Source organism: Novosphingobium sp. PhB55 (assembly GCF_004368805.1).
Taxonomy (GTDB): domain Bacteria; phylum Pseudomonadota; class Alphaproteobacteria; order Sphingomonadales; family Sphingomonadaceae; genus Novosphingobium.
Genome location: NZ_SODQ01000008.1, coordinates 292,981 through 317,749, shown reverse-complemented (window position 1 = coordinate 317,749; position 24,769 = coordinate 292,981). Strand labels below are relative to the sequence as shown.

23 protein-coding genes are annotated in these 24,769 nt (G+C 67.5%); 16 read left to right on the top strand and 7 right to left on the bottom strand.

Annotated elements, in window-relative coordinates; genetic code table 11:
* Nucleotides 1-10 precede the first annotated feature (10 nt).
* Nucleotides 11-190, top strand: coding sequence for a CsbD family protein (locus EDF57_RS20955; RefSeq protein ID WP_134095652.1), 180 nt, complete (start codon nt 11-13; stop codon nt 188-190).
* A 204-nt stretch (nt 191-394) separates the two neighbouring features.
* Here EDF57_RS20955 and EDF57_RS20950 read toward each other — a convergent pair whose 3' ends face one another.
* Nucleotides 395-802 (bottom strand): DUF3597 family protein, encoded by a 408-nt coding sequence (locus EDF57_RS20950; RefSeq protein ID WP_132265965.1) that lies wholly within the window; start codon nt 800-802, stop codon nt 395-397.
* A gap of 120 nt (nt 803-922) precedes the next feature.
* Here EDF57_RS20950 and EDF57_RS20945 point away from each other — a divergent pair, with 120 nt between their 5' ends.
* The 3 genes from EDF57_RS20945 to EDF57_RS20935 all read left to right on the top strand — a co-directional run bounded on the left by EDF57_RS20945 (nt 923) and on the right by EDF57_RS20935 (nt 2,534).
* The gene (locus EDF57_RS20945; protein WP_132265963.1) at nt 923-1,504 is read left to right on the top strand and encodes a DUF4142 domain-containing protein; all 582 of its coding nucleotides are present in this window, start codon (nt 923-925) and stop codon (nt 1,502-1,504) included.
* 192 nt (nt 1,505-1,696) lie between these two features.
* Complete coding sequence (locus EDF57_RS20940; protein ID WP_132265961.1) at nt 1,697-2,101, top strand: thioesterase family protein; 405 nt, start codon at nt 1,697-1,699, stop codon at nt 2,099-2,101.
* A gap of 178 nt (nt 2,102-2,279) precedes the next feature.
* Nucleotides 2,280-2,534 (top strand): hypothetical protein, encoded by a 255-nt coding sequence (locus EDF57_RS20935; protein WP_134095651.1) that lies wholly within the window; start codon nt 2,280-2,282, stop codon nt 2,532-2,534.
* 25 nt (nt 2,535-2,559) lie between these two features.
* Here EDF57_RS20935 and EDF57_RS20930 read toward each other — a convergent pair whose 3' ends face one another.
* The 5 genes from EDF57_RS20930 to EDF57_RS20910 all read right to left on the bottom strand — a co-directional run bounded on the left by EDF57_RS20930 (nt 2,560) and on the right by EDF57_RS20910 (nt 10,378).
* Nucleotides 2,560-4,395, bottom strand: a complete 1,836-nt coding sequence (locus tag EDF57_RS20930; protein WP_243841185.1) for an acetyl-CoA hydrolase/transferase C-terminal domain-containing protein — start codon at nt 4,393-4,395, stop codon at nt 2,560-2,562.
* Entirely contained in the window at nt 4,392-6,509 is a 2,118-nt protein-coding gene (locus tag EDF57_RS20925) for a 3-hydroxyacyl-CoA dehydrogenase NAD-binding domain-containing protein (protein WP_134095650.1), read from the bottom strand. Before EDF57_RS20925 ends, EDF57_RS20930 begins: the two co-directional genes overlap by 4 nt.
* Before the next feature lie 11 nt (nt 6,510-6,520).
* Nucleotides 6,521-7,807 (bottom strand): acetyl-CoA C-acetyltransferase, encoded by a 1,287-nt coding sequence (locus EDF57_RS20920; RefSeq protein WP_134095649.1) that lies wholly within the window; start codon nt 7,805-7,807, stop codon nt 6,521-6,523.
* On the bottom strand, nt 7,804-10,074 hold the full coding sequence (locus tag EDF57_RS20915) for an acyl-CoA dehydrogenase (protein WP_243841184.1): 2,271 nt from the start codon (nt 10,072-10,074) through the stop codon (nt 7,804-7,806). Before EDF57_RS20915 ends, EDF57_RS20920 begins: the two co-directional genes overlap by 4 nt.
* Nucleotides 10,075-10,165: 91 nt before the next feature.
* Nucleotides 10,166-10,378 carry a DUF2945 domain-containing protein gene (locus tag EDF57_RS20910; protein WP_132265955.1) on the bottom strand — a complete coding sequence of 71 codons (213 nt, stop codon included), beginning with the start codon at nt 10,376-10,378 and terminating at the stop codon, nt 10,166-10,168.
* Nucleotides 10,379-10,563: 185 nt separating this feature from the next.
* Between EDF57_RS20910 and EDF57_RS20905 the strand changes: the two genes are divergently transcribed.
* From EDF57_RS20905 to EDF57_RS20855, 11 genes are all read left to right on the top strand, one after another.
* A complete protein-coding gene (locus EDF57_RS20905; protein ID WP_134095648.1) occupies nt 10,564-12,513 on the top strand; it encodes a methyl-accepting chemotaxis protein in 1,950 nt (649 codons plus the stop codon).
* A 7-nt stretch (nt 12,514-12,520) separates the two neighbouring features.
* A complete protein-coding gene (locus EDF57_RS20900) occupies nt 12,521-13,897 on the top strand; it encodes a chemotaxis protein CheW (RefSeq protein WP_347876960.1) in 1,377 nt (458 codons plus the stop codon).
* Nucleotides 13,894-15,009, top strand: a complete 1,116-nt coding sequence (cheB, locus tag EDF57_RS20895) for a chemotaxis-specific protein-glutamate methyltransferase CheB (RefSeq protein ID WP_279587451.1) — start codon at nt 13,894-13,896, stop codon at nt 15,007-15,009. Before EDF57_RS20900 ends, cheB begins: the two co-directional genes overlap by 4 nt.
* Nucleotides 15,006-15,854 carry a protein-glutamate O-methyltransferase CheR gene (locus EDF57_RS20890; RefSeq protein ID WP_134095646.1) on the top strand — a complete coding sequence of 283 codons (849 nt, stop codon included), beginning with the start codon at nt 15,006-15,008 and terminating at the stop codon, nt 15,852-15,854. The genes cheB and EDF57_RS20890 overlap by 4 nt, the downstream gene beginning before the upstream one ends.
* The gene (locus tag EDF57_RS20885) at nt 15,854-17,791 is read left to right on the top strand and encodes a chemotaxis protein CheA (RefSeq protein WP_134095645.1); all 1,938 of its coding nucleotides are present in this window, start codon (nt 15,854-15,856) and stop codon (nt 17,789-17,791) included. Before EDF57_RS20890 ends, EDF57_RS20885 begins: the two co-directional genes overlap by 1 nt.
* Entirely contained in the window at nt 17,788-18,033 is a 246-nt protein-coding gene (locus EDF57_RS20880) for a hypothetical protein (RefSeq protein ID WP_134095644.1), read from the top strand. Before EDF57_RS20885 ends, EDF57_RS20880 begins: the two co-directional genes overlap by 4 nt.
* A gap of 95 nt (nt 18,034-18,128) precedes the next feature.
* Entirely contained in the window at nt 18,129-18,512 is a 384-nt protein-coding gene (locus EDF57_RS20875) for a response regulator (RefSeq protein WP_132265947.1), read from the top strand.
* Entirely contained in the window at nt 18,509-19,147 is a 639-nt protein-coding gene (locus EDF57_RS20870; RefSeq protein WP_132265945.1) for a chemotaxis protein CheX, read from the top strand. The genes EDF57_RS20875 and EDF57_RS20870 overlap by 4 nt, the downstream gene beginning before the upstream one ends.
* A 52-nt stretch (nt 19,148-19,199) precedes the next feature.
* Nucleotides 19,200-21,176, top strand: a complete 1,977-nt coding sequence (locus EDF57_RS20865) for a hybrid sensor histidine kinase/response regulator (protein WP_134095643.1) — start codon at nt 19,200-19,202, stop codon at nt 21,174-21,176.
* Between the two features lie 115 nt (nt 21,177-21,291).
* Nucleotides 21,292-21,753, top strand: coding sequence for a pyridoxamine 5'-phosphate oxidase family protein (locus tag EDF57_RS20860; RefSeq protein ID WP_134095642.1), 462 nt, complete (start codon nt 21,292-21,294; stop codon nt 21,751-21,753).
* A 58-nt stretch (nt 21,754-21,811) separates the two neighbouring features.
* Complete coding sequence (locus tag EDF57_RS20855) at nt 21,812-22,384, top strand: transcriptional regulator (RefSeq protein ID WP_134095641.1); 573 nt, start codon at nt 21,812-21,814, stop codon at nt 22,382-22,384.
* A gap of 15 nt (nt 22,385-22,399) precedes the next feature.
* Here EDF57_RS20855 and EDF57_RS20850 read toward each other — a convergent pair whose 3' ends face one another.
* Nucleotides 22,400-23,317, bottom strand: a complete 918-nt coding sequence (locus tag EDF57_RS20850; RefSeq protein WP_134095640.1) for a LysR family transcriptional regulator — start codon at nt 23,315-23,317, stop codon at nt 22,400-22,402.
* A 158-nt stretch (nt 23,318-23,475) separates the two neighbouring features.
* Here EDF57_RS20850 and EDF57_RS20845 point away from each other — a divergent pair, with 158 nt between their 5' ends.
* Nucleotides 23,476-24,762, top strand: a complete 1,287-nt coding sequence (locus EDF57_RS20845) for an MFS transporter (RefSeq protein WP_243841183.1) — start codon at nt 23,476-23,478, stop codon at nt 24,760-24,762.
* Nucleotides 24,763-24,769 lie beyond the last annotated feature (7 nt).

Here is a 24,769-nt window from a genome sequence, read left to right as displayed (position 1 = left end):
GAGATGGGGCATGACCGATAGGAAAGAGGAAGTGAAAGGCGCTGCCAAAGTGATGAAGGGGTACGCCAAGCGCCTTGCGGGGGAGCTTACCGGCCGTCCCGACCTGGTGGTGGAAGGAGAGAAGGAACAGACCTCGGCCCTCCACGAGATCCGCCGTGCCCGCGACGCGGGCAGCGAAGGCGAGCTATAAGTGGCGCACGCTCGATCCGCATGAAGAGACAGGCCGACAACGGGCGCTAGGCGCCGCACGCTGCCGACCTGTCCGAAACCGCGAGACCGCGGCTTCACCCCACCGGGGTGCGCTCATAGCGCCGCTTTGGCAGGGCGCATTAACCGAGGTTACTTTTCAGGATTTACGCTCGGTCCTCATTTGATACCTACCGATGTCTGATACTTATTGGCGAAGGCTGTCGGGCACGATGCCGCCATTCTTGGCAAGGCTGTCCATCACGGCGCGATGGAGGGCGATATTCTGTTCTGCCGAACCGTCTGCAGCGGCATGGACGCCCAGTTCGTCTGCGAGTTCCTTCCGCGCGGAGAGGCTGGAATCGAGATCCAGCAGTTTCAGCAGGTCGACGATGGAGGTCTGGTAATTGCCGCCATGGTCCGCCTTCATCGATGCCATTTCCTCAAGCACCGCGCCGACGTCCACGGGTTCCGCCGCTTCAGGCGCGGCTGCGGCAGGCGCGGGGGCGGCCTGCGTGGGGGCGGGTGCCGCAGGGGCGTTTTGCGTAGGCGCGGGGGCGGCTTTCGCCTTGTTGCGATGGAAGACCTTGTCGAAGATATTTCCTAGCATTCCCATAGTCTTGCTCCTGCCTTGCCGGGACGCTCCGCGATCCTTGCGACCGAGAGCAGTCTGTCCGGGAACGCGCGGCGGACTGGTTGGTTCACGATGGAGCATAGTGAGGAAGAGGAAATCACCATGAAGCACCGGGTACTATACGCCGTCTCGTTCGCAGCACTGGCCCTCACGGCCTGCAAGAAGGAGGCTCCCGCCACGAATGACGTGGCCACGGCACCGGCAACGGAAGTGGTTCCCGGCGCCATTCCGGGGGCGGACATGCCGATGGGCACGGCCACGCAGACCCCTGCGCAGGCCTTCGCCAATGCCGCCGCCAGCAGCGACGCCTTCGAGATCGAGACGTCCAAGCTGGCCATGGCCAAGGGCCAGTCGGCCGCCGTGAAGCGCTTCGCCGAAAAGATGATCGACGCGCACACCCAGTCCACCGCCAAGCTGAAGGGCGTGGCTGACAAGCTGTCGCCCGCGATCACGCCGGACGCCGGCCTCAGCGACGCGCAGGATCAGAAGCTCGATGCGCTGAAGAATCTCACCGGGGCCGATTTCGACAAGGCCTATGCCTCGGCGCAAGTCGATGCGCATCAGATGACTCTCGACAAGCTGAAGGACTACGCGGCGAACGGCGATTCCGCGCCTCTCAAGGCTTTCGCGAAGGAACTCGTGCCTACGGTGACAGCGCACCTGAACATGGCCAAGGCGCTCTAGTTCGCGCGCGGACAAAAGGTTTTAACCGAGAGTTTCGGGCCGTTTCCAAGCGGAAACGGCCCGAAGCCACCATTGCCATCGGTGGTGCGACGGGGCGTTTCCGTGCTGTCGTGATACCGCAATGCTTCGGGCTTATCCGAAGCGGATGATATTTGTCTGCTGCGCGCGCCGCACTTCTGCTAGAGTCTTCCTGTGAGCACCGCGATTCCCCACGACTTCCGCATTGGTGTCGATGCAAACGACATCGACTTCATGGGCCATGTGAACAACGCCAGCTACCTCAAGTGGGTGCAGGACGCTGTCCTTGACCATTGGCGCGCCTTTGCGCCTACCGAAGTGGTGGGCCAGCATCTGTGGGTCGCGCTCAAGCACGAGATCACCTACCGCAAGCCCACTTTCCTGGGGGACGACGTGATTGCAACCGTGCTCCTGGAAAAGGTCCAGGGTGCGCGGGCGTTCTACGAAACGATCATCAAGCGCGGTGAGGAAGTGCTGGCCGAAGTGAAGTCCAGCTGGTGCTGCCTCGATGCCGTCACGCTCAAGCCTTCCCGTTTGGCACGCGACGTGATCGACCACTTCTTCGGCAGCGAGTCCTGACAGCCTGACCAGGTTTTTCCGGCTCTTCCGTGAAGGGCCGGTACTTGGGTCATCTGTCCACTCGTGGTATCAGCGCGCCATGTTTCCCGCCGCTATCTTGCTTCTGGCAGCGATGCCTCCGGCTTCTTCCTTCATAAAGGCGCACTCCGACCGGCCCATCGGTGAGGTTGCCGCCTGCGTGGAAACCGAGTTCGACGATGTCGGCGTCAGTGAAAACCTGTCGGTGGAAACCGGCAGGAAGGTGAATTTTCGCGTCGCCAAGGAAACCGATACGCCGACGAGCCCCTTGATGTCCTTCGAGGCGCGGCACGACGGCACGCTGGTTCTCTATGGATTCGGGGACTGGAAGGACGCGGTGGAACCGATGTGGAAGAACCTGGCGCGGGAATGTTTTCCAGAGGTCCAGGGCACGGCGCCGAAACCAAAGCCCTGAAAACGGCCCGATCGATCTGCCTGGTTCATTCCACGGATCGCAGGGCCCCGAGTACCAAGGTGCGGTAGGTTCGCGAACGCAGGCCTGACGGGGCTTGCAGATCGAGGCGTTCGAGCGCTTCCTCCTCCTCCCGCGTCGGCGTGGGGCGAGCAAGGCCGCGCGCTGCGATGGCTGCCAGCGCGCCGGGGCGCCCGCCGGTTTCGGACAGATGCTGCAGCGCGGGCACGAGCCGCCGCTCGACCGGCGTGAAATCGGTGCCGAAGGGATAGGCGGGAAAGTCGTCCCTTGGCAGGGCGTCGGCGATGCGCTGCGGAAGGTTGGACCGCCACTCCTGCGGGATGCGCCAATCCGCTCCGATTTTTCCGGCGCTTTGCGCTGCCTCCAGAAGTTCGTCCTGAAACCGGCTGTCGGCCACGGCGATCAGGCGCTGGATCACCCGCTCGTCGCTCATGCCGCGAAGGTCGGCCACGCCGTATTCGGTGACCACCACGTCGCGCAAGTGGCGGGGGATCGTCTCATGGCCGTAGCTCCAGACGATGTTGGATTGCAGCGACCCGTCGTGCAGCCGGGTGGCGGGCAGGGTGATGATCGAGCGCGCGCCGTCCAGTTCCATGGCCTGCGCCACGAAGTTGTATTGCCCGCCCACGCCGCTGACGACGCGGCCGTCCTCCAGCCCGTCGGAAACCGTGGCGCCGAGCAGCGTCACCATCATCGCGCTGTTGACGAAGCGGGCGTCGACGCGGGCGGCCCGCTTGGCCGCTTCGTCGCCGTACAGCGCGTTGACCCAGGAGATTTCGCGCATGTGGATAAGGCCGCGCGTGGCTTCGTCCATGTCGCGCAGCGCTGCGTAGAAGGCGCGGGGACCGACGAAGAAACCGCCGTGCAGCACGGCGCCGTCGACTTCGCGCTTGACGATATCGGCCCGGATCAGTTCGACGAAGCCGTCGACCAACATCTCGGTGGGCGCGTACAGGCCGTGTTCGAAGGCACCCATTTCCACGGGCGGGCGCACTTGCCCGGCCACGAGCAAGGTATCGATGGCGCTGCGGAAACGGTCTGGCTGGTGCTGGCGCAGGATCAGCGAATGGGCCACGGCATCGCCGATCTCGCCGATGCCGATCTGCAGCGAGCCGCCATCCGCCACCAGCGAGGCGACATGGACGCCGATCGCGTGCTGCGCCGGGCTGACCGGCTGCTTGGGCGGCCCGAACAGGGGAAACCGCGTCTCCGCACTGTCGAGGATCATGGCGAAAGCATCGGCGGGAAGGTCTGCCGGCCCGGGCATGAACGGCAGTTCGTCATTGACCTGCCCGACCAGCAGGAAGTCGGCCTTGCCCGCCTCCCGATGGCGGAGCAGGTCCAGCGTCATGTCGCTGTTGCAGCTGAGGCTGAAGCGGTCCTCTCGGCGGGCGACGATCTGCGCGATCACGTTCACGCCCTGATCGAGCAGGCAGCGCACGGCATGGGTGTAGTTGGCCGAAATGTAGCTGCGCTGGGCCACGGCGTTGGTGAGCCGGCTGCCCGCCTGGAAGAAGAACTCGTTCACCTCGATGTTGGGCGGCAAGTCGCCCGCCCGCTGGGCGGCGGCATACGCAAATTCGGGATAGCCACCCATCGTGCGTGCGAACACCGGCTCAAGAAAGCGGCGTTCGAGGTCCGACCCCAGCGCGGGCGGTTCCAGCGTCAGGGCGGTGAAGATCACGAGCCGTATCGATGGATCGCCCCGGGCGCGATCGAACAGGGCATTGGCGACATGGGGAGACTTGCCCAGCCCCAGCGGCAGGCCCAGCACGATCCGCCCGCCGGTATGGGCAATGATGCGATCCGCGATCTCTTCCGGATCGGTGAGATATGCGGTCACTTCAGCGCGTCCCACCCCGCGTCCGGTTCGAAGCGCGGCCCATGCTTGGCGGCCAGTTCGGTGAGAGCCGCGACCACGTCACTCACGCCGCGTTCTTTGGCATAGTGCAGCGGGCCGCCGCGGAACGGCGCGAAGCCGGTGCCGAAGATCATCGCCGCGTCGATCACGTCGGGATCGTCGTTCACGCCCTCGCGCAGTACGGCGACGGCGGTGTTGAGCATCGGCAGGATCAGGCGGTCGGCCACATCGGCCTGGGGCGCTGCGGCGCTTCCGTGCCGTGCACCGTGGCCCTTCACCGCCTTGCCGTCTCGCCAGACGTAGATGCCCTTGCCGGTCTTCTTGCCGAGGTCGCCGGCCTCCACCTTTTCCTTCAGCCATGGCGGGGCATCGGGCATCGGCCAGTCGAGTTCGCGCTTCAGCATCTCGGCAACGGCCAGCCCGATGTCGAGCCCCACCTGATCCGCCAGTTCCAGCGGACCCACCGGCATGCCGAAATCGGTCGCCGCCTTGTCGATGACTTCGGGGGCGAGCCCCTCGTCCATCAGGGTCAGCGCTTCGACCAGGTAGGGCGTCAGTACCCGGTTGACGATGAAGCCCGGCGCGCTCTTCGCGGGCGCAGGCAGCTTGCCGATGCGACCAACGAAAGCGCGGGCCTGTGCCGCGACATCCGCATTGGTGCCGTCATGAGTCACCACTTCCACCAGATCCAGCCGCGAGACCGGGTTGAAGAAATGAATGCCGACCAGTCGTTCGGGCCGCTGGAGCCCTTCGCGCAGTTCGGCCAGCGGGATCGAGGAGGTGTTGGTGGCCAGAATGGCGCCGTCCTTCATGCGCGGCGCGGCATCGGCGTAGAGCTTGCGCTTGAGATCGGCCTTCTCCGGCGCGGCCTCGATGACCAGATCGGCGCTCGTCACGCCGTGGCCTTCGGGATCGGGGATCAGCCGGTCGAGCGCGTCGCGGATCTTGAGCCGGTCGCCATGCGCGATCTTCTCGTAGAGCGCGGCCGCGCGGCCGATGGCTTTGCCGATCGGCTCGGGCTTCACGTCGGACAGGCTGGTGCGCAGGCCCTTCCACGCGCACCACGCGGCAATGTCCCCGCCCATTGCGCCCGCGCCGATGACGTGGACTTGCGCGATGCCGGAAGTCTTGCCGGCCAGTTCCTTCAGCTTCTGCCTCAGGAAGAACACGCGGATCAGGTTCTGCGCCGTATCGGTCAGCATCAGCTTGGCGAAGGAGCCGATTTCCGCCTGCTTCATGGCATTCAGGTCGCCGCCGTGCTCCTCCCAGAGATCGATCAGCGCATAGGGCGCGGGATAGTGCGCAGACGGCGCGCGGCCCTCGGCCTGCGCGCGCATCTGCCGGGCGGCGATGCGGCGTGCCGGGGCGCTGTCCTTCAGCCGTTCCACCAGACCCTGCCGCGCCTGCTCCAGATCGCCGCCGACCGCGGCTGCGATGGCGGCGGCGACATGGCGCTCAGGCACCACGGCATCGACCAGCCCCATGCGCCTGGCCTGCCGGTCATGGATCGACTTGCCGGTGAGCATGGCGCTCATCGCCTCGATCGGATCGCACAAGTGCGTGAAGCGCGCGGTGCCGCCAAGGCCGGGGTGGAGGCCGATCTGCACTTCAGGAAAGCCGAAGCGCGTGCCCTCCACGGCGATGCGCTGCGTGCAGGCGAGGGCCAGTTCCAGCCCGCCGCCCATGGCGTAACCGTGCATGACGGCGATTGTCGGTATCGTCAGCGCGGCCAGCCGGTCGACCACCTCGTGCGCCGCTGCGATCCTCGCGCGGATCGCGCCTTCGTCAGTGACGCTGCGAAATTCCGCGATGTCCGCCCCTGCAAGGAAGCCGTCCCGTTTGGCCGACCGGATGACGAGCGCCTTGGGCGCACGCTGCTCGACGAGGTCGAGGATGCGGGAGAATTCCTCCAGCACCGCTTGCGACAGGGTGTTGGTGCCGGTGCCCTGCTGGTCGATCACGGCCCAGGCCACGCCATCGGCATCGCGCGCAAAGCTCCAGTGCGTGAAGCCTTCGGTGCTTTCCGGGTGATCGTGGGGAACGGGGCCGAGCGTCAGGTCGCGGTCGGCCAGATAAGTCCATACGGGATCGTTCATCGCGGCCTCCTTCATGCGCGTTCGATCAGCATGGCGCCGCCCTGGCCCCCGCCGATGCATTCGGTGGCAATGCCCCGGCCGCTGCCCAGCCGCTCCATCGCCTGCACCAGATGGAGCGCGATGCGCGCGCCGCTGGCGCCGACCGGATGGCCGAGCGAGATCGCCCCGCCGTCGACATTGATGCGCCCGGGATCGATAGTGCCCGCCGCGCCTTCCAGACCGAGCACCTCGCGGCAGAAGCCCTCGTCCTGCCAGGCTGCCAGGCAGGCCAGCACTTGCGCAGCGAACGCCTCGTTCAGTTCCCAGAGGTCGATGCTGTCCAGCGAGAGTTCGTTGCGTTTCAGCAGTGCGGTGGAAGCAAGCACCGGCCCGAGGCCCATGATCGAGGGATCGAGCGCTGACCACTGGCTGTCGACGATACGCGCGCGGGGCTTGAGGCCATGGCGCTCCACCGCCGCTTCCGAGGCGAGGATGGTCCAGCAGGCGCCGTCAGTGATCTGCGAGCTGTTGCCGGCCGTGACTTTGCCGTAGGGCCGCTCGAACACGGGCTTGAGCTTGGCCAGCTTGGCAGGCTCGCTGTCCGGTCGGACGCCGTCGTCGTGGTCGTGGACGGTGCCGTCGCGGGCGAAGGCGGGTTCGAGTTCGCCTTTCAGCCAGCCTTCCGCCTGCGCTTTCGCCAGCCGCTTGTGGCTCTCTACCGCATAACGGTCCGCCGCCTCGCGCGAGATCGAGAAGAGGTGGGCGAGCACTTCGGCGGTCTGCCCCATGCCGAGATCGGTGATCGGATCGGTCAGCCCGCGTTCGAGGCCGACGATGGGCTTGAGGAAATCGGGCCGGAAGTGGCTTGCGGCCTTGAGCGCGCCGAGCGGGCCGGACTTGTTGCCCTGCATTTCCGCCAGCCATTCCACCGCGTCCTGCCGCAGCACCAGCGGGGCGTGGCTCAAGGCTTCGGCTCCGCCTGCCAGGATCAGGTCGCTGCCGCCGTCGGCGATGTAGCGATAGGCCGTGTCCATCGCCTGCATGCCGGAGCCGCAATTGATCTGCACGGTGAAGGCGGTGGTCTGCGGGCCGCAGCCAAGGCGCAGGGCAGCAACGCGGGCCGGGTTCGCCTCGTCCGCGATGACGTTCACGCAGCCCAGGATCACCTGATCGAAGGCGGCCGGCGTGAACGGCTGGCGCAGCAGCAGCGGCCGCCCGCACTGCACGGCCAGATCGACCGGCGTGAAGGGACCGGGGCCACCGCGCGCCTTCAGGAACGGGGTGCGGGCACCGTCGACGATATAGACCGGGCGGCTCATTCGGCGGGCTCGGCAATGCGCGGGGTAGCCGTTTCGTGGCCGGACTGGTCGAGGTCTTCGGCCGCGAAGTCGTCCACCGCGATCACTTCCGCCACGGCCGCATCGGCGGCGCGCAAGCTCTCCAGTTCCCCATCGGTGATGAGGCCCTGTTCGTGCGCCTTGTCCAGATCGCGGATGCGTGCCTTGCGCAGGCGGTCGTGGACGGGCTGGGTCGCCACGGTTTGCTGGAAAGCGTCGGTCAGGCGGCCGACGGCCTCGTCCGCCCCCCCGATATAGACGTTCTCCACCAGCCGGTCGCGCGCGGCGCAGGGTTCCAGCAGGATGTCCGCGCACTGGCGGATGGTGCGGTCCGACGGGCCGTTGCGACGGCGGCCGAACGGCTGGATGAACAGGCGCAGCATCCAGCCAACCGGACGGGCCGGGAAGTTGGCGATGATCTCGGCAAAGCGCTGCTCGATGGTGGCGAAGCCGCTTTCCATGCACCAGGCCAGCAGCGGCAGGTCTTCGTCCTGCCGCCCTTCGTCTTCCCAGCGCTTGAGCGCGCCGGACAACAGGTAGAGTTCGGAAAGCACGTCACCCAGGCGGCCCGAGAGCAGTTCGCGACGCTTGAGTTCGCCGCCGAGCGTCAGGAACGAAATGTCCGAAACGAAAGCGAAAGCGGCGGCATAGCGGCTCATCTGCCGGTAATAGCGCGTGGCCTTGCCTGCCTTGGGCGCGGGGGCGAACCTGCCGCCGCTCCAGCCGCGCACGAAGGCGCGGATCGCCGTTTTCAGCGCATGGCCGATGTGCTTCCACAGCACCTGGTCGAAATTCGCCAGCGCCCGGCCGCGATTGGCATCGCCCACGGCGCGGATTTCCTCCAGCAGGTAGGGGTGCGAGCGGATCGCGCCTTGCCCGAAGACCATCAGGCTGCGGGTGAGGATATTGGCGCCTTCCACCGTGATGCCCACCGGAATGGCGCGGTACTGGCTGCCGAGGTAGTTGCGCGGTCCTTCGATGATCGCCTTGCCGCCGTGCACATCCATGGCATCGTTGATGACGACGCGCATCCGCTCGGTGGCGTGAAGCTTGAGGATCGAGGAAATCACCGCCGGGTGGTTGCCCTGGTCCAGCCCGGCGCACGTCAGCCGCCGCGCGCCGTCCAGCAGATAGGCGTTGCCGGCGATGCGGGCGAGGCGCTCCTGAATGCCTTCGAACTTGCCGATCGGCAGGTTGAATTGCGAGCGGACGCGGGCATAAGCGCCGGTGGTATGGGCCGCGAAAGCGCCTGCTGCCGCCGAGAGCGAAGGCAGCGAGATCCCGCGCCCGGCCGCCAGCGCGCTCATCAGCATCTTCCAGCCCTGGCCGACGCGCTCCGGCCCGCCGATCACGTTGTCGAGCGGGATGAACACGTCATGCCCTTCGTTGGGACCGTTCTGGAACGTCTGCATGGAGGGGATGTGACGGCGGCCGATGGTCACGCCTGGCAGGTCCGTGGGCACGAGCGCGACGGTGATGCCGATATCGTCCTGATGGCCCAGCAGATGGTCGGGATCGCGCAGCTTGAAAGCCAGGCCGAGAATGGTCGCGACCGGCCCCAGCGTGATGTAGCGCTTGTGCCAGTTGAGGCGGATGCCCAGCACGTCCTCGCCGTTCCATTGGCCCCGGCAGATCACGCCCTCATCGGTCATCGCGGCGGCGTCGGACCCGGCCTCGGGGCTGGTAAGCCCGAAGGCCGGCACTTCGCGCCCGTCGGCCAGGCGGGGCAGCCAGTGCTCCTGCTGCTCTTTCGTGCCGAAGCGCAGGATCAGTTCGCCCGGCCCAAGCGAATTGGGCACCATGGCCGTCACTGCAGTGGAGACCGAGCGCGTGGCGATCTTGCGCACGATTTCGCTATGCGCGTAGTTGGAAAAGCCAAGGCCGCCGTGTTCCTTGGGGATGATGATGCCGAAGAACTTCTCGTGCTTCAGGAAGTCCCAGGCTTCGGGCGGCAGGTCGCGGGTTTCCCAGGTCATGCGCCAGTCGTCGATCATGGCGCAGAGCCTGTCGACCGGGCCGTCCATGAAGGCGCGTTCTTCTTCGGTCAGCGTGGCGGGCGGGATCGCCAGCAATTGCTCCCAGTCCGGATTGCCGGTGAACAGCGCGGCGTCCCACCAGGTGTTGCCTGCGTCGATCGCCTCGTTCTCCGTGGCGGACAGTGCGGGCAGCGCGGACTGAACGAGCGAAAGAACCGGACGGGTGAGGATTTCGCGGCGGGCGGTGGTCATGATATGGGTCGCGGGCGACATCGGGCAGGCTCCTTCTCCTGCCCCGCACAACGCCTCTGCACGGTGAATTGCTCCCGGCCCCGTCTCAAGTCAGCCTCGCGCAGACGCGGCTTCAGGACTTGCGCCGCAGTTCCTCGGGCTTATGCGCCGCTTTCTTGCCCGACTTGTCGCTCTTGACGATATATTGCGGGTCGTCCGGCGTGGCGGCGACCTTGTGGCGCTTGATATGCGTCTCGGTAGTCTGCTTCTTCTGGACAGTGCCGTGTGTCGCGCCCTGGCTGGTGTCCCACTCCACCTTGTCGCCTTTCTTGAATTCCTTCGTCATGGCGCTGTCGCTCCTGCTCGCGGATATTCCCCGCCAACGCCCGCCGCCGGGTCGGCGTTCCTGTTCGTCCGCTCCTTTCGCGCCTGTGCTTTAGTGCTGGGAGCTTGATGGCGGCCATGGTTTGCGCATATGCCGGGAGGATCACGAGTGGCCCATCCGCTGCCGGGTCATCTGAGAGGTCTTCCATGCCCCTAGTCAAGAAATCCGCGCTGGCTGCCCGCAAGACGGCCCCCACGGGCTCCGGCACCGATCCGGTCGCCCAGCAGGCGGTGCCGCGCACGGCCGCGGCATCGGCCCGTGGAGGGCGGCGCGCGGTCACCGTGCTGGAACGGCTGGACGAGGCGACGCAGGAACTCGCCAGCGGGCTTACCGAGGCGGCGAGCGCTGCGGGAGAACTCCAGCGGGCCGCCGATCACATTTCCGTCTCGGCCGAAGAAGCGGCAGGCGCGGCCCAGGAATCGCTCGGGCTGATCGCCAGCCTGCGGGGCAATTTCCGCGAATCCAGCGAGCGCGCGGGTGCGGCGCAGCGGCACATCGAACTGGTGCAGTCGGGCTTTGCCGAAGCAGCGACACAGATCGACGCTTCGGTCGCCGCGATCGTCCTGAATGGCGAGCGGCAGCTGGGATCGGTCCAGCTTGTCGAGAAGCTGGAGGCCACGGCCGCGTCGATCATCGCGATCGGCGGCACGGTGGCGGACCTTTCGGAGCAGACCGGGATGCTGGCGCTCAACGCCGCGATCGAGGCGGCGCGCGCCGACGAGGCGGGAAGGGGCTTCGCGATCATCGCCGACGAAGTGCGGGAACTGGCCGACGATTCGGAGCGGAACGCCGCGGAAATCCGCAGTCTGGGTGACAGCATCGTCTCCGAAATCCGCCAGGTGGCCGAGCGCATCCGCCGTGCCGCCACGGTTGCCATCGGTCAGGCCGATGGCGGGCGGGCGCTGGTGAACGATCTTCAAGAGGCGCGCGGGCGGCTGTCCTCGCTCGGGAAGGGCGCGCAGGATATCGCGCTGGCCGCCATGGAAGCCGACAGTGCCGCCACCGAGGCGGAGAAGGGCGCGGAGCAGATCGCCGCCGCGGCCGAGGAGCAATCGGCGGCAGCGGCAGAAGCGCGGCAGGCCGTGGAGCAGCAGGCGGCCTCGCTGGAGCAGAGCCAGCAGACCGCCGAGACGCTGGCAGTGCTCGCCGACCGGCTTTCGGGCGAAGTCGGCGTAGAGAACGCCGGGCAGGGCCAGGAAAGCGGCGCGGCCGAGCAGATCGCGGCGGCCGCCGAAGAGCTTTCGGCCACCGTGCAGGAACTGTCCGGCGCGGCGGGCGAGATCCTCGTGGCCATCGAGCAGATTTCGCGCGGCGCACAGATCCAGGGCGCGGCCACCTTGCAGGCCAGCGCGGCGATGGTGCAGATCGAAAAGGCGGCCATATCCGCGCAGGAACGCGCGGAAGAGGCCAGCACGGGCATCGCCGCAGTGATCGCCACGACCGAGCAGGGCAGCACCCAGGTGATGGCCCTGGTGTCCGGCGTCACCGAAAGTGTCGAGGAAACCCGCGCGGTGCTGTCGTCGCTCGGCACGATCGGCGACACCGGCCGCCGGATCGAGAAGATCGGCGACGGCCTGGCGCTGGTCGCGCTCCAGACCAACATGCTCGCGGTCAACGGCGCGGTGGAAGCGACCCGCGCGGGCAGTGCCGGCGCCGGTTTCTCGACCGTGACCGGCGATATTCGCAAGCTTGCGCGAGAGGCGGCAGCCAATGCGCAAGACGTCAAGGACGCGGTGCGCGCCATCCAGGACCACTTGACCCTCGTACGCAGCGATCTCGACCAGATCGTGGGCGCCGCTGAAACCGAAGGCGGGCGGAACCGCGCGATGATCGAGCGTTTCTCCGTCATGGCCGAAAACCTTTCCGAGACCGGGCGCGGAAATACCGCCATTCTCGGCGGGGCACAGGCGATCCTGCACGCCGTGCGCGAGATCCGCAGCGGCAGCGACCAGATCGCCTCGGCCGCCGAACTCGCCGCAGGCGCCGCCCGGCAGGCCAGCGCTGCCGCCCGCCAGCAGGCGCAAGGCGCGGAGGAACTGGCGGCGGCGATCGAGGACATCGCGGCGCTGGCCGTTTCGCTCGACCGCGGCGCCTGATCGGTCCGTGTCCGCGCGGGCGGCGGCCGAAAGCGAAGATACGGTTCTCAATTTCGTGGCGGACGGCCGGCGAATGGCCCTGCCTGCCCGCCTGGTTCGCGAAATCTCGGCTCTGCCGCGACTGACCCCGGTGCCGTTCGGTGCGACCAGGTTGCTGGGCCTTGGCAACTTTCGGGGGCACATCCTGCCCGTTCTTGCGCTCGGGGATGCCAGGAATGGGGCCGGCGGGGGGGCGCCCGCGCGGGCCTTGCTGCTGGACGGCGCCCGGCCGGTGGCGCTGGCGGTGGATGCCGTGCTCGGCCTGGGCGCAAGAGGGGATAGCGAGAATCTGGACCTCGATGCGCTGCTCGCGGCCAGTTTCCCGGCTCCGGAGCGACGCGCTGCGCGCCATGCACCGCTCCATGCGGAGCGCGGCGAAGCGGTGCGGGACGAGCGCCTGGCACTTCTGGTCATGGATCTGGCCGGCCAGCGTTTCGCCTTGCCCGCGGATCAGGTGCAGGAAGTCCTGACGAAGCCCGCCGATCTTGCCGTCGTTCCCGGAGCGGCGGCAACGGCGCTGGGGGCCATCGAACATCGCGGCAGCCTTTTGCCGCTGTTCTCGCTGGCCCGCCTGCTGGGTTTCGAGGCCGAAGCCCCTGCCGCGCGCGAGCAGGTCGTGGTCGTGCGCGTCGGCGCGGGCCGGGTGGGACTGGTGACCGAACGGGTGCGCAATGTCGTTCATGTCGAGCATGGGCGCCTGGAGCCGGTGCCGGGCGTGCTGCTGCGCGGGGATGCAGAGACCTCGATCCAGGCGATCTGCCGTCCCGGTTCGGGCGAACGGCTGATTTCCGTGCTCGATGCCGATCATTTGCTCGATGCCGAGGCGGTGGCCGGGATGGAAGCGCTTCCCGACTTGCCGGATGTGACCCCGGCGGCTGTGGAGGCGGAGAGCGCCTACCTTGCCTTGCGAGCGGGCGGGAACCGGCTGGCGATGCCGCTCGGCTCCGTGGAAGGGGTGGCGCGGGTGCCGGTTCTCTCGGCCATTCCCGATGCGCCGGGCTGGCTATCAGGGATGGTCAATGTGCGCGGGTCTGCAGTGCCGGTGATCGATGTTTCCATGCGGCTCGGCGGCGGATCGGTGACGGAACGGGAGGGCAGGCGCCTCGTGCTCGCGCGGCAGGGCGGAGATGTCGTCGGCCTGCTGGTCGAACGCGTGGACGGCCTCATCAGGCTGACGAAGGCGGCCATCGAGCATCCGGAGGCCGGCGGCGAGGCGGACGCGATCTTCGATGGCTATGTGCGCCTGGCCGATGGTGCCGGCGCGGGGGAGCGCATCGCCCTGCTGGTCTCGCCCCTGACCCTGATCGACGCGGCCGGGCGCGATCTGCTGGAGGCGGTGCGTTGACCGCGATCCGGCTGCTGATCGTCGACGATTCCGCGCTGATGCGCAAACTGCTCGTCCAGCTTTTCCGCGAGGACGGCGGGTTCGAGATCGCAGTCGCGCGCGATGGCGCCGAGGCGCTGGCCATGCTCTCCACTTTCGCGCCCGATGTGGTGACGATGGACGTGCACATGCCGCAGATGGATGGGCTCGCCTGTCTCGACCGGATCATGGTGGAGCGGCCCTGTCCGGTCGTCATGGTCTCGGCACTGACGCAGGAGGGCGCCGACGAGACGCTGGAGGCGCTGTCGCTGGGGGCGGTCGATTTCGTGGCCAAACCCGAGGGGCCGATCTCGCTGGAGATCGACCGGATCGCCGACCCGCTCGTGGAAAAAGTGCGCGCGGCGGCGTCTGCGCGCCTGCCGCGCTTCGTGCGTCTGGCCGACCGCCTGCGGGCAAGGGCTCATGCGCGCGCTTCTGCGATGAGGACCGGGCATGCCGCTGAGACGCAGCTTGTCGGGAGGGAACCGGCCCAGCTGCCGCGCGCCGAACCGCTGGACGGCATTTCCGCGGTGATCGTCGGTTCCTCTACAGGCGGCCCACCCGCGCTCGATGCCTTGCTGCAGCCGCTGCCGGCGGATTTCCCCTGGCCGATCGTCATCGCGCAGCACATGCCGGCCAGCTTCACCGGACCGCTCGCCCGCAGGCTCGACCGGCAATGCGCGCTGACCGTCAGCGAAGTGACCGGCGCCGTGCCGCTGCTGCCGGGGCATGTCTATATCGGCCGCGGCGATGCCGACGTGATCCTGTCACGCCGCCGGGGAGAGGCCTTCGTGCTGGCCGCGCCCGCCCGCGCCGACTTGCCCTGGCACCCGAGCACGGACCGGCTCGTCGAATCCGCATGCGATGTGCTGGGCGCCGAGGCCCTGGTGGGGGTACTGCTCACCGGCATGGGCAACGACGGGGCGCAGGCCATGGCGCGCATGCGGCGCGAGGGTGGCCGTGCGATCGCGCAGGACGCCGACAGCGCCGTCGTCTGGGGCATGCCGGGGGCGCTGGTCGCGCTGGACGGCGCCGACCTGATATTGCCGATGGACCGCATCGCCGGCCAGTTGCTCGACTGGGCCGGCGCATGACGGAAACCGGAACGGGCATTTCGCCGGGTTCGGGCGTCCAGAACGCCGATATCGCGCGCATCAGCGACTTGCTGCGCGGCTGGACCGGCATGACTTTCGGCCCGAACAAGACCTACTATATCGAGCGCAGACTGGTGGATCGGATCCGGCGCACCGCATCGCCCGATGTCCGCGCCTATTTCACCCGCCTCCTGACCGACGCGGAAGAACGGCAGCAACTGATCAATGCCGTCACCATCAACGAAACCTATTTCTTCCGCGAGGAACACCAGTTCGCGGCGCTCGCCAATACGATCCTGCCGGAACTGGCCCGCACGCGCATTCCCGGCGACCGCATCCGCATCTGGTCGATGCCCTGCGCGACCGGCGAGGAAGCCTATTCCATCGCGATCTGGCTGCTCGAATTCTGGCCGCTGGTGGATGCCTATCACATCGAGATCGTCGGCTCCGACATCGACACAGCCGCGCTCGCAGCCGCGCGCGAGGGAGACTATGGCGAGCGCGCCGTGGCCCGCATGCCCGAAGGACTGAGGGCGGCCTATTTCGAGCGGGACGAACGCCACTACCGCCTGATCGCGGACTTGCGCGAATCCGTGCATTTTGCCTACGCCAATCTTATCGACGCCAGCTCCATGGCCGCACAGGGCCAGTTCGACGTGATCCTCTGCCGCAATCTCCTGATCTATTTCGACGAGGCAGGTAGGCAGGTGGCGGCGGACAACCTGCATGGCGCGCTGCGCCGGGGCGGCTATCTTTGCCTTGGTCACAGCGAATCGATGACCCGGATCGACGATCGCTTCAATCTCGTTCGCCTTGACGACGCGATCGTCTATCGTCGCTCATGATGGACGAATTGCTCGAACAGTTCCTGATCGAGGGACGGGATCTCGTGGCGCAGGCGCAAGGCGATCTGGTGGCCCTGGCGCGCCAGCCCGAACGCCGCGACGTGCTCGACAGCCTGTTCCGCGCGGTCCACACGCTGAAGGGCTCGGTGGCCCTGTTCGAAATGGCGCCCGCCGAGCGCCTGCTGCACCGTGCCGAGACGCGGCTGGATCAGGCCCGGCGCGGCGATGCGGTGCTGACGGCGGAAGACTTCGACGGCTTCGTGGCGACGGTGGACCAGGTCGACCGCTGGATCGATGATGTGGAACGCGACGGCCGGCTGCCGGCGGATGCCGAGACGCGCAGCCTCGCGCTTGCGGCCTCGCTGGATGAAGCGGAACGCCCCGCCGCGGCGCCGGAAACGACCGGCGAACTGCCGGACTGGACCGCGCCGATTGTCCGCAGCGCTGCCGCGGTGGATGGAGCCGGTGCCATGTCCGCCTTCCGCTACAGGCCCGATCCGGATTGCTTCTTTCGCGGCGAAGACCCCCTGACCGTCGTGCGGGCGGTGCCGGGCCTGCTGGCGATGGAACTGCAACCGGCGCCGGACGCGCCGGACCTCGCGCAGTTCGAGCCGTTTCGCTGCGCGATGCATCTGCTGGGGCTCTCCAGCGCCGAGCCGGACGATGTACGCGCGGCCTTTCGCATGGTGCCCGATCAGGTCGAGGTGGTGCGGCTGCGCCAGGGCGAGAGCGAACCCGGCGCGGCGGAAGCGGCCCCGGCCGACCCGGGCGAGGGCGGCGGCATGCTGCGCGTCTCGGCCTTGCGGCTGGACGTTCTCGCTGCCGAAGTGGGCCAACTCGCGGTGGCGCTCAATGCCCTTGAGGCGACGGCCGAGCGCGCGGCGGTGACGGACCGCGCGCTGGCCGCCGATCTGCGCCGCGTTCAGGGCGAGCTGTCACGCGCGCTGGGACGGCTTTCCTCGACGGTGGCCGAAGTGCGCCGGGTGCCGTTGCAGCCCGTCCTGCGCCGTCTGCCGCGTCTGGCGCGCGAACTGGCCGCTTCGCTGGGCAAGGACGTGCGGTTCGAACTGGCCGGAGAGGGGGCGGAAGTGGACAAGCAGGTGGCGGACGCCATCTTCGAGCCGCTGCTCCATCTCGTGCGCAACGCCATCGACCACGGCCTCGAAAGCGCCGAGCGACGCGCGGAGGCCGGCAAGCCTGCCACCGGGACCGTCCGCCTGAGCTTCCAGCGCAGCGGAGACCATCTCGCGGTCGCGCTTTCGGACGACGGCAAGGGCATCGATGCCGCGGTAATCCGGCAGGCGGCGGTGGCTCGCGGCCTCCTGGACGAGGCGGCCGCGGCAGCACTGACGGATCGCCAGGCCTTGCGGCTGATTTTTGCGCCGGGCTTTTCCACCTCGCAAGTGGTCACCGACGTGTCGGGCCGGGGGGTGGGCATGGACGCCGTGCAGCGCGCGGTCGAGCGGATGCAGGGCTCGATCGAGGTGGAGAGCACGCTCGGCCAGGGCACCGATATAGCCATCCGCCTGCCCCTCACGGCGATCCTGACGCGCCTGGTTACGGTGCGTGTCGCCGGCGAGCGCTATGGCCTGCGCATGGACCAGATCCACGAGACGCTGCGCATCGACCCTGCCGAGATCCAGGAGCTTGGTCATGGCCGCGCCTGCGTGATCCGCGACCGCACGGTGCCGGTCTTGTCGCTGGCGGCTCTGTTGGGCCACGAGGACACGCCGGGGGCCGAAGCGGCGAGGCTGGTGGTGACCGGAGCGGCAGGCGAGCGGATCGCGCTGCGCGTTGACGCCGTGGGCGAGCGGATGGATGCCGCCGTGCGCGAACGCTCCGGATTGCTCGCCGCGATGCCGGCCATCGGCGGCACTGCCGTCGATGCCGATGGCGGGGTCCTGCTCGTGCTCGATCTGCCGGAGCTGCTGTCATGAGCATCGTCGTGGAAAGCGAGATCGTGCGTCTGGTCGGGGCCTGCCCGGTCGAGGATGCGGAGCCGCTGCTTTTGGCGCTGCAGGACGATCCGCAGCGCGTCGTGGACGTCTCGGCCATGGAAGGCGCGCATTTCGCGGTGTTGCAACTGCTGGCGCTGTTCGCCCGGCGGATCGAGGGGGACTTTGCCGATCCCCTGCTTCAGCGCCTGTCCTCTGCCGCACCGCAACCGCCGGCTTTGTAATGAAAGTTATACCCGCCTTCAGGTTCGCGCCCTATAGGTCGGGAAAATCGCCCTCGCGGGCAGCACCATGAGCAGCAGAAATTGAGGAGCAGTCCGTGTCGGTTACCGTGATGATCGTGGATGACAGCAAGCTTGCGCGGATCGTGGCATCCAAGGCCCTGGCCCAGCTCCAGCCGGAGTGGAGCAAAGTGGAAGCCGGCAGCGCGCGTGAGGCGCTGGAAGTGATCGAAAACGAGACGGTCGACGTCTCGCTGATCGATTTCAACATGAGCGAGACGGACGGGCTGGAACTTGCGGCCGAGTTGCGCGCTATGCGGCCCGAGATGCCGATTGCGATCATCACCGCCAATATCCAGGACGAGATCATCGCCCGCGCCCGCGAAGTGGGTGCGGCGTTCATCGCCAAGCCCGTGACCAGCGATGGTCTTTCGGGCTTCCTTTCGGGTGCCGCGCTCAAGCTGAGAACGACGCGGGCATGATTCCGGAGCAGGTTGCCCTTACCGAGCTTGAACGCGATGCGCTGACGGAAATCGTCAATATCGGGGTGAGCCGCGCTGCCTCCAGCCTGCGCAAGATGATTGGCGAGCAGGTTCTGCTCTCCGTCCCTTCCATCGAAGTGGTGAGCCACCGGCGCGCCGCGCGCCTCATCAGCGAGCGCGAAGTGGCCGAGCTGATCGCGGTACGGCAGGATTTCCGCGGGCCTTTCTCGGGCCGCGCGCTCCTGATCTTTCCCGAGACGAACAGCCTCGAACTGGTGCGCGCCGTTACCGGCGGCGAACTCAGCGCCGAGGAAGTGGTAGAGATGGAGCATGAGGCCCTGGCCGAAACGGGCAACGTCATACTCAATTCCTGCCTGGCGACGATGGCGAACATGCTGAAACGGTCGTTGACGATGACGATCCCGGAAGTGCTTCGCGGCAATGGTGCCACCCTGTTCGAGGTGGACGAGTCCGGCGCCGAGGAAGGGCTCGTGCTGTTCCTCTACATCGACTTCGCCGTGCGCATGCGCGACATCAGGGGCTATATCGCCATGCTGATGGACATCCCCTCGCTGGCGACGCTGAAGGAACTGCTGGACGAATTCATCGCGAGCGTCGTGGGCGACGATGCCTGACACGGACGGGGGACCGGGCGGCGGCGCCGGTGATGGCACAGGCGGAAACGGGATGGCGCGCGCCGCGGGCAGCGCCCTGAACGACGAGCAATTGCGCGCGGTTCTTGCGGCGGCCGGGGCCAGCGGGTCCTGGGACTGGGACATCGCCGGGGAACGCTTGTTCCTCGATGCCAGCTTCGCCGAACTCTACGGCCTGCCCACCGACCAGATCCGGGACGGTTTCCCCACCGCCACGTTCTTCCGTTCGATCCATCCCGAAGACCGGCCCCGCATCCGCATCGCGGTGGCGGGCATGCTGGCCGGGGCCTCGCTGTTTTCCAAGGAGTTCCGCGTCGTCACGCCGGCGGGCAAGGTCCTGTGGATGCACGGGCGCGGGCAATGCCATCTCGATGCCGATGACGAGCCGTTGCGCTTCACCGGTCTGCTGGTCGACGTAACCGAGCGCAAGCGCACCGAAGAACGCCTGCGCATCGCGCAGAGTGCGGGCGGGGTGGGCACTTTCGAATATAACGACGGCTTCGCGACCGTGTCCGTCTCCACCGAATTCTGCGTGTTGCTGGGCCTGCACCCGGCGGACCGGCTCCCGCTGCGAACGATCAATTCGGTCGTCAGCGAAGGTGAACTGGCGCTGATCCCCGAAGGCGTGCAGGGCGCCCTTCCGGACACGCTGGCGGGCGAGTTCCTCATCCGCAGGGGCGACGACGGCGAACTGCGCTGGATCGCCCGGCGCGGCGAAGTGCAGTATGAGGCGGACGGCACGGGTTACCGTTTGCTGGGCGTCATCTACGACGTAACCAACGCCAAGCGGCAGGAAGCCACGCTGCGCGAACTGGCGGAAACGCTGGAACAGCGCGTCGCCGCCGAAGTCGCGGAACGCCAGCATGCCGAAGAGGCCCTGCGCCAGGCGCAGAAGATGGAGGCCGTCGGTCAGCTTACCGGCGGCATCGCTCACGACTTCAACAACCTCCTGACGATCATCATCGGCAGCATCGACATGGCCTCTCGCCGGGTGGCGCCTTCGGCCGATCCGCGCGTGCGGCGCTCGCTGGAACAGGCGATGAAGGGGGCCGAGCGGGCCGCGGCACTGACCCACCGCCTGCTCGCCTTCTCGCGCCGCCAGCCTCTGGACCCGCGCGCAGTGAACGTGCGCGACTTGCTGGAGGGCATGTCGGACCTGCTCTCGCGCACGATCACCGAGGCCATCGCCATCGCCATCGATGCGAATTCCGGCGTGTGGATGATCGAGGCCGATCCTCACCAGCTTGAAAATGCGATCCTGAACCTGGCGGTCAACGCGCGCGACGCCATGCCTGAGGGCGGTTCGCTGCGGATCACCGCCCGCAACGCAGTCCATTCCGGCACGGGCGGGGACATGCCCGCCGGCGATTATGTGGCCATCGAAGTGGTCGACAACGGTGTTGGCATGGACGAGGCGACGCTGGCGAAAGTCTTCGATCCGTTCTTCACCACCAAGGACGTGGGCAAGGGCACGGGGCTGGGCCTGTCTATGGTCTATGGTTTCGCCAAGCAGTCGGGTGGCGGCATCGACATCGCCTCGGAGCCGGGCAGCGGCACGCGGGTGGTGCTTCACCTTCCCCGCGGCGATGCAAGCGCAGTAGAGGATCAGGCCTACCATCCCGCCGCCGAGGATTTCGGCCGCCCTTCCGAGACGATCCTGGTGGTCGAGGACGATGACGACGTGCGCCGCTACGCCGTGGGCGCGCTCTGCGATCTCGGCTACCGCGTGCTGGAGGCGGCCGACGGCTTTGCCGCGCTCGACCTGCTGCGCGGGCGCGATCAACCCGTGGACCTGCTGGTGACCGACGTGGTGATGCCGCGCATGTCGGGCAGCGAACTGGCACAGTCCGCCCACGAGATCGTACCCGGTCTCGGCGTCCTCTACACCTCGGGCTACCCTCACGACGCGATCATGCACGAAGGGCGGCTGGGCGAGGGCGTGGAACTGCTCTCCAAGCCGTTCACCATGCAGGCGCTGGCCGCGAAAGTGCGCGAACTGCTGGACCGCTGAGCGCCCTCAGCGCCGCAAGGTTCCGGCTGGCGACGCTCCTGCCCGCTTGGTCTTTCCCTCGGGAGCATCGACGCCCATCGCGGGTTGATTTCGGCAACCTCATGGGAGAACTGCAATGACCAGCAAGACCCTCAGCGACCTTGCCGAGAAGATGAAGGACATAGATTTCACGATGCTCTCCACCCACGGCCCCGGCGGCACGATCGCCGCGCGGCCGATGAGCAACAACCGCGATGTGGAATATGACGGCGATTCCTGGTTCTTCACGACCGAGGATACCGCGATGGTATCCGAGATCGCCGACGATCCCCGCGTTGGCCTGAGCTTCCAGGGCAAGGCCGGGATCTTGGGCATGCGGCCATTCTTCATTGCCGTGGAGGGCAAGGGCGAACTGATCCGCGACAAGGACCAGTTCGCCGCGCACTGGACCAAGGACCTCGATCGCTGGTTCAAGGACGGCGTCGATACGCCCGGCCTCGTGCTGATCCGCGTGGGAGCAGAGCGCGCTCACTACTGGGACGGCGAGGACGAAGGCGAAGTGATCGTGGAGAGAGGGTCCTACGTTGGTGGTCCCTGACACTTTCGGCTCCGCAGGTCCGGCTCGGCGCGTTCCTGCAGGGGCGTGCTGAGCGGGCATGCGGGTATTCCTCGATTTCGAAGCGTCTTCGCTGGCGAAGCGCAGCTATCCGATCGAGGTGGCCTGGGTGTTCGAAGACGGGCGCTGCGAAAGCCATCTGATCCAGCCGCACCCGGACTGGACGGACTGGGACGAGGAGGCCGAAGCCATCCACGGTATCTCCCGAAGCCAGCTTGCGCGCGAGGGAGAGCCGCATGACCGGGTGGCGCTGCGCATGGTGGAGGTGCTGACCGGCCACGACCTCTTCGCCAGTGCGCCGTCATGGGATGCCAAGTGGCTTAACGCGCTGCTGCGCAGCGTGGGTTTCCCCAAGCACCAGCTTCGGCTGGGCAAGACGTCCGAGATGATCGCACGGGAACTGCGCACTCTGCTCGGAGAAGCGTTTTTACCGGAGGAAGCCTGGGAGGCTGTGAAGGCAATCCTTGCGGAGACGGACCCGGCGCGGACGGGGCCGCCCGCCCACCGGGCGCTGCCCGATGCGCAGGCCGATCGCTCGCGCTGGCTCGCAGCGCGCGGGGCCGCCGAGGCGCTCCGGCAGGCCAAGGGCCATCTCCCGCCCCGGACGGCGTAGCGCCGACGCCTGCCCCTACCCCGCCTGACCGCCGTGATCCTGACGAGCCGCGGCCATGAGGCGATCCTTGAACCAGATCATGCCTGCATCGCTCGCCCGGGCCGCGTGATACTGGATCATCTCCCGCATCGGCGGCATGGCGATCGGCGCGGGTCGGATTTCCAGCGGCAACAAGGGTGCAAAGAGCCGGGCGAGCCGCTCATGCATCAAAGCCAGCAAGTGCGTGCCGGGCAGCAGCCATGGCACCAGCGAGAACGATGGCGCCGTCACTTCTATGCGCCGCCGGTCATCGGCCGCCAGCAGGTGCCGCTCCGCGAACGAGGGAACGCCGGTGATCCGTACCGCCACATGGCCGCAGGAATGGAAGGCCTCTTCGGTCATCTCGCCGGAAAAGACGGGGTTTCCCGACCAGCCCACCACGACGTGGCGCTCCTCGAACAGCAGTTCGCTGGGGTGGTCGGCGCTGAGGAACTGTTCCGGCGTGAGCTGGAAGTCGAGCTTGCCGTCTTCCAGCAGCGCGCTCGTCTGGCGGGTGGGCAACACGACGTTGATCGCCACGTTCGGGGCTTCTGTCTTGAGCTGGGGCAACAGGGGGCTGAGCAGGATCGTGGCGATGTAGTCGGAAGCGGCGATTTCGAAGCGGCGGTCGGAGGTGGCCGGATCGAAGGCCGTGGCCCCGGATATGAGCGCGCGAAGGCTGCGGACCGCTTCGGAGACTTGCGGCGCCAGCGCCAGGGCATGGGGCGTCGCCACCATCCGCCGGCCATGCGGCACCAGCAGTTCGTCGTTGAGCGCCAGTCGCAGCCGCGCGAGTGCCGCGCTCATGGCCGACTGTGTCAGGTTGAGGCGCTGCGCCGCCCGCGTGACGTTCTGCTCCTCCAGCAGCAGCTCCAGCGCAATCAGCAGGTTGAGATCGAACTTGTCGAGGCGCATCGAATATCGATCCTGTCCATGATAAGAGCATTGAACCAGAGGTTTCATCGATGATGAACCGGTCCAAGTCCAGCCCTATGGAAGCGATTTGCCAAGCGAGGCCGGCTGGCTATCATGCGCTTCATGTTAAAGAGGAATCACGCGGGCCGCACGGGCCGATGAAGGCCGACGCTGGTCGCGACGGGCAGGAGCGCGGGCCTCTTTCGAGGCGCTCGATGGTGATCGCCGCATTCTCGACCATCGTCGAGTGGTACGATTTCACGCTTTACCTCTATCTGGCGACCGTGCTGTCGCGCGTGTTCTTCGGCGGCGGCGAAGGATCGCTTTCGGTCACGCTCGGCGGGTTCGCCGTGGCCTATCTCATGCGGCCGCTGGGCGCGGCGGTTTTCGGCCATGTCGGAGATCGCTATGGACGCAGGCGCATGATGCTGCTGTCCATGGCACTGATGACGGCGGCCATGCTCGCCACCGCCGCGATGCCGACTTATGCCAGCATCGGCGCGGCTTCGGGCTGGTTGCTGCTCGGCCTGCGCTGCGTCATGGCCTTCTCGGTCGGCGGCGAATATACCGGCGTCGTCGCCTATCTGATGGAAGGCGCTCACCGCCGGCGGCGGGGTCTGGTGACGTCCTCGGCGGCGGCCGCCAGCGAACTCGGCGGCCTGCTGGCGGCGGGCGTCTCGGCGCTGGTCGTCAATGCGCTGGCTCCGGCCGCGCTCGACGCCTGGGGCTGGCGCATACCCTTCCTGTTCGGCGCCGGCCTGGCCGGAGCCGTGCTGCTGGCCCGTGCAACGCTGGAGGAATCTCCCGAGTTCGAGCGGCAGGTGGTCCACCGCACGGTGCCCGAACGACCGCTGCGCCTCGTCCTTACCCGCCATCGCGCTGCGATCGGGCGCGGGTTCGCCATCTCCGCGCTGGGATCGATCACATATTACGTCGGCATCACTTATGTCCCGGCATTCGTCACCGAATCCGGCGTGATGGCGGAGAGCGAGGCCCTGTGGCTGTCCACGGCGGCGGCCTTCCTCGTCATTCTGGTCACGCCGTTCATCGGCGCGCTGTCCGACCGGATTGGGCGCCGACCGGTGTTGCTGGGCGTGGGCGCGCTGGCGGTGTTGTTGCCCGCCGCCTCCTTTGCCGCAATGGGAGAAGGATCCTACGGCGCCGCGCTGATCGGCGCGCTGTTGCTGGCGGCGCTGGGCGGCGCAGTGAGCGCGGTGGGGGCGGTAGCGACGGCGGAGCAGTTCCCCGGCGAGGGCCGCCTTTCGGGGCTGGCCCTGGGTGCCACGGCCGCGACGGCGATCTTCGGCGGGCTGGCGCCATTCGTGGCGCAATTGCTGGTCAAGGCAACCGGCTGGCAAGCTGTGCCGGGGGTGATGATCGCGATCGTGGCCATCGGAGCCTTGCCGGTATTCCTCAGAATGCCGGAAACCAGGCCGACCCGCTGAAGCGCGT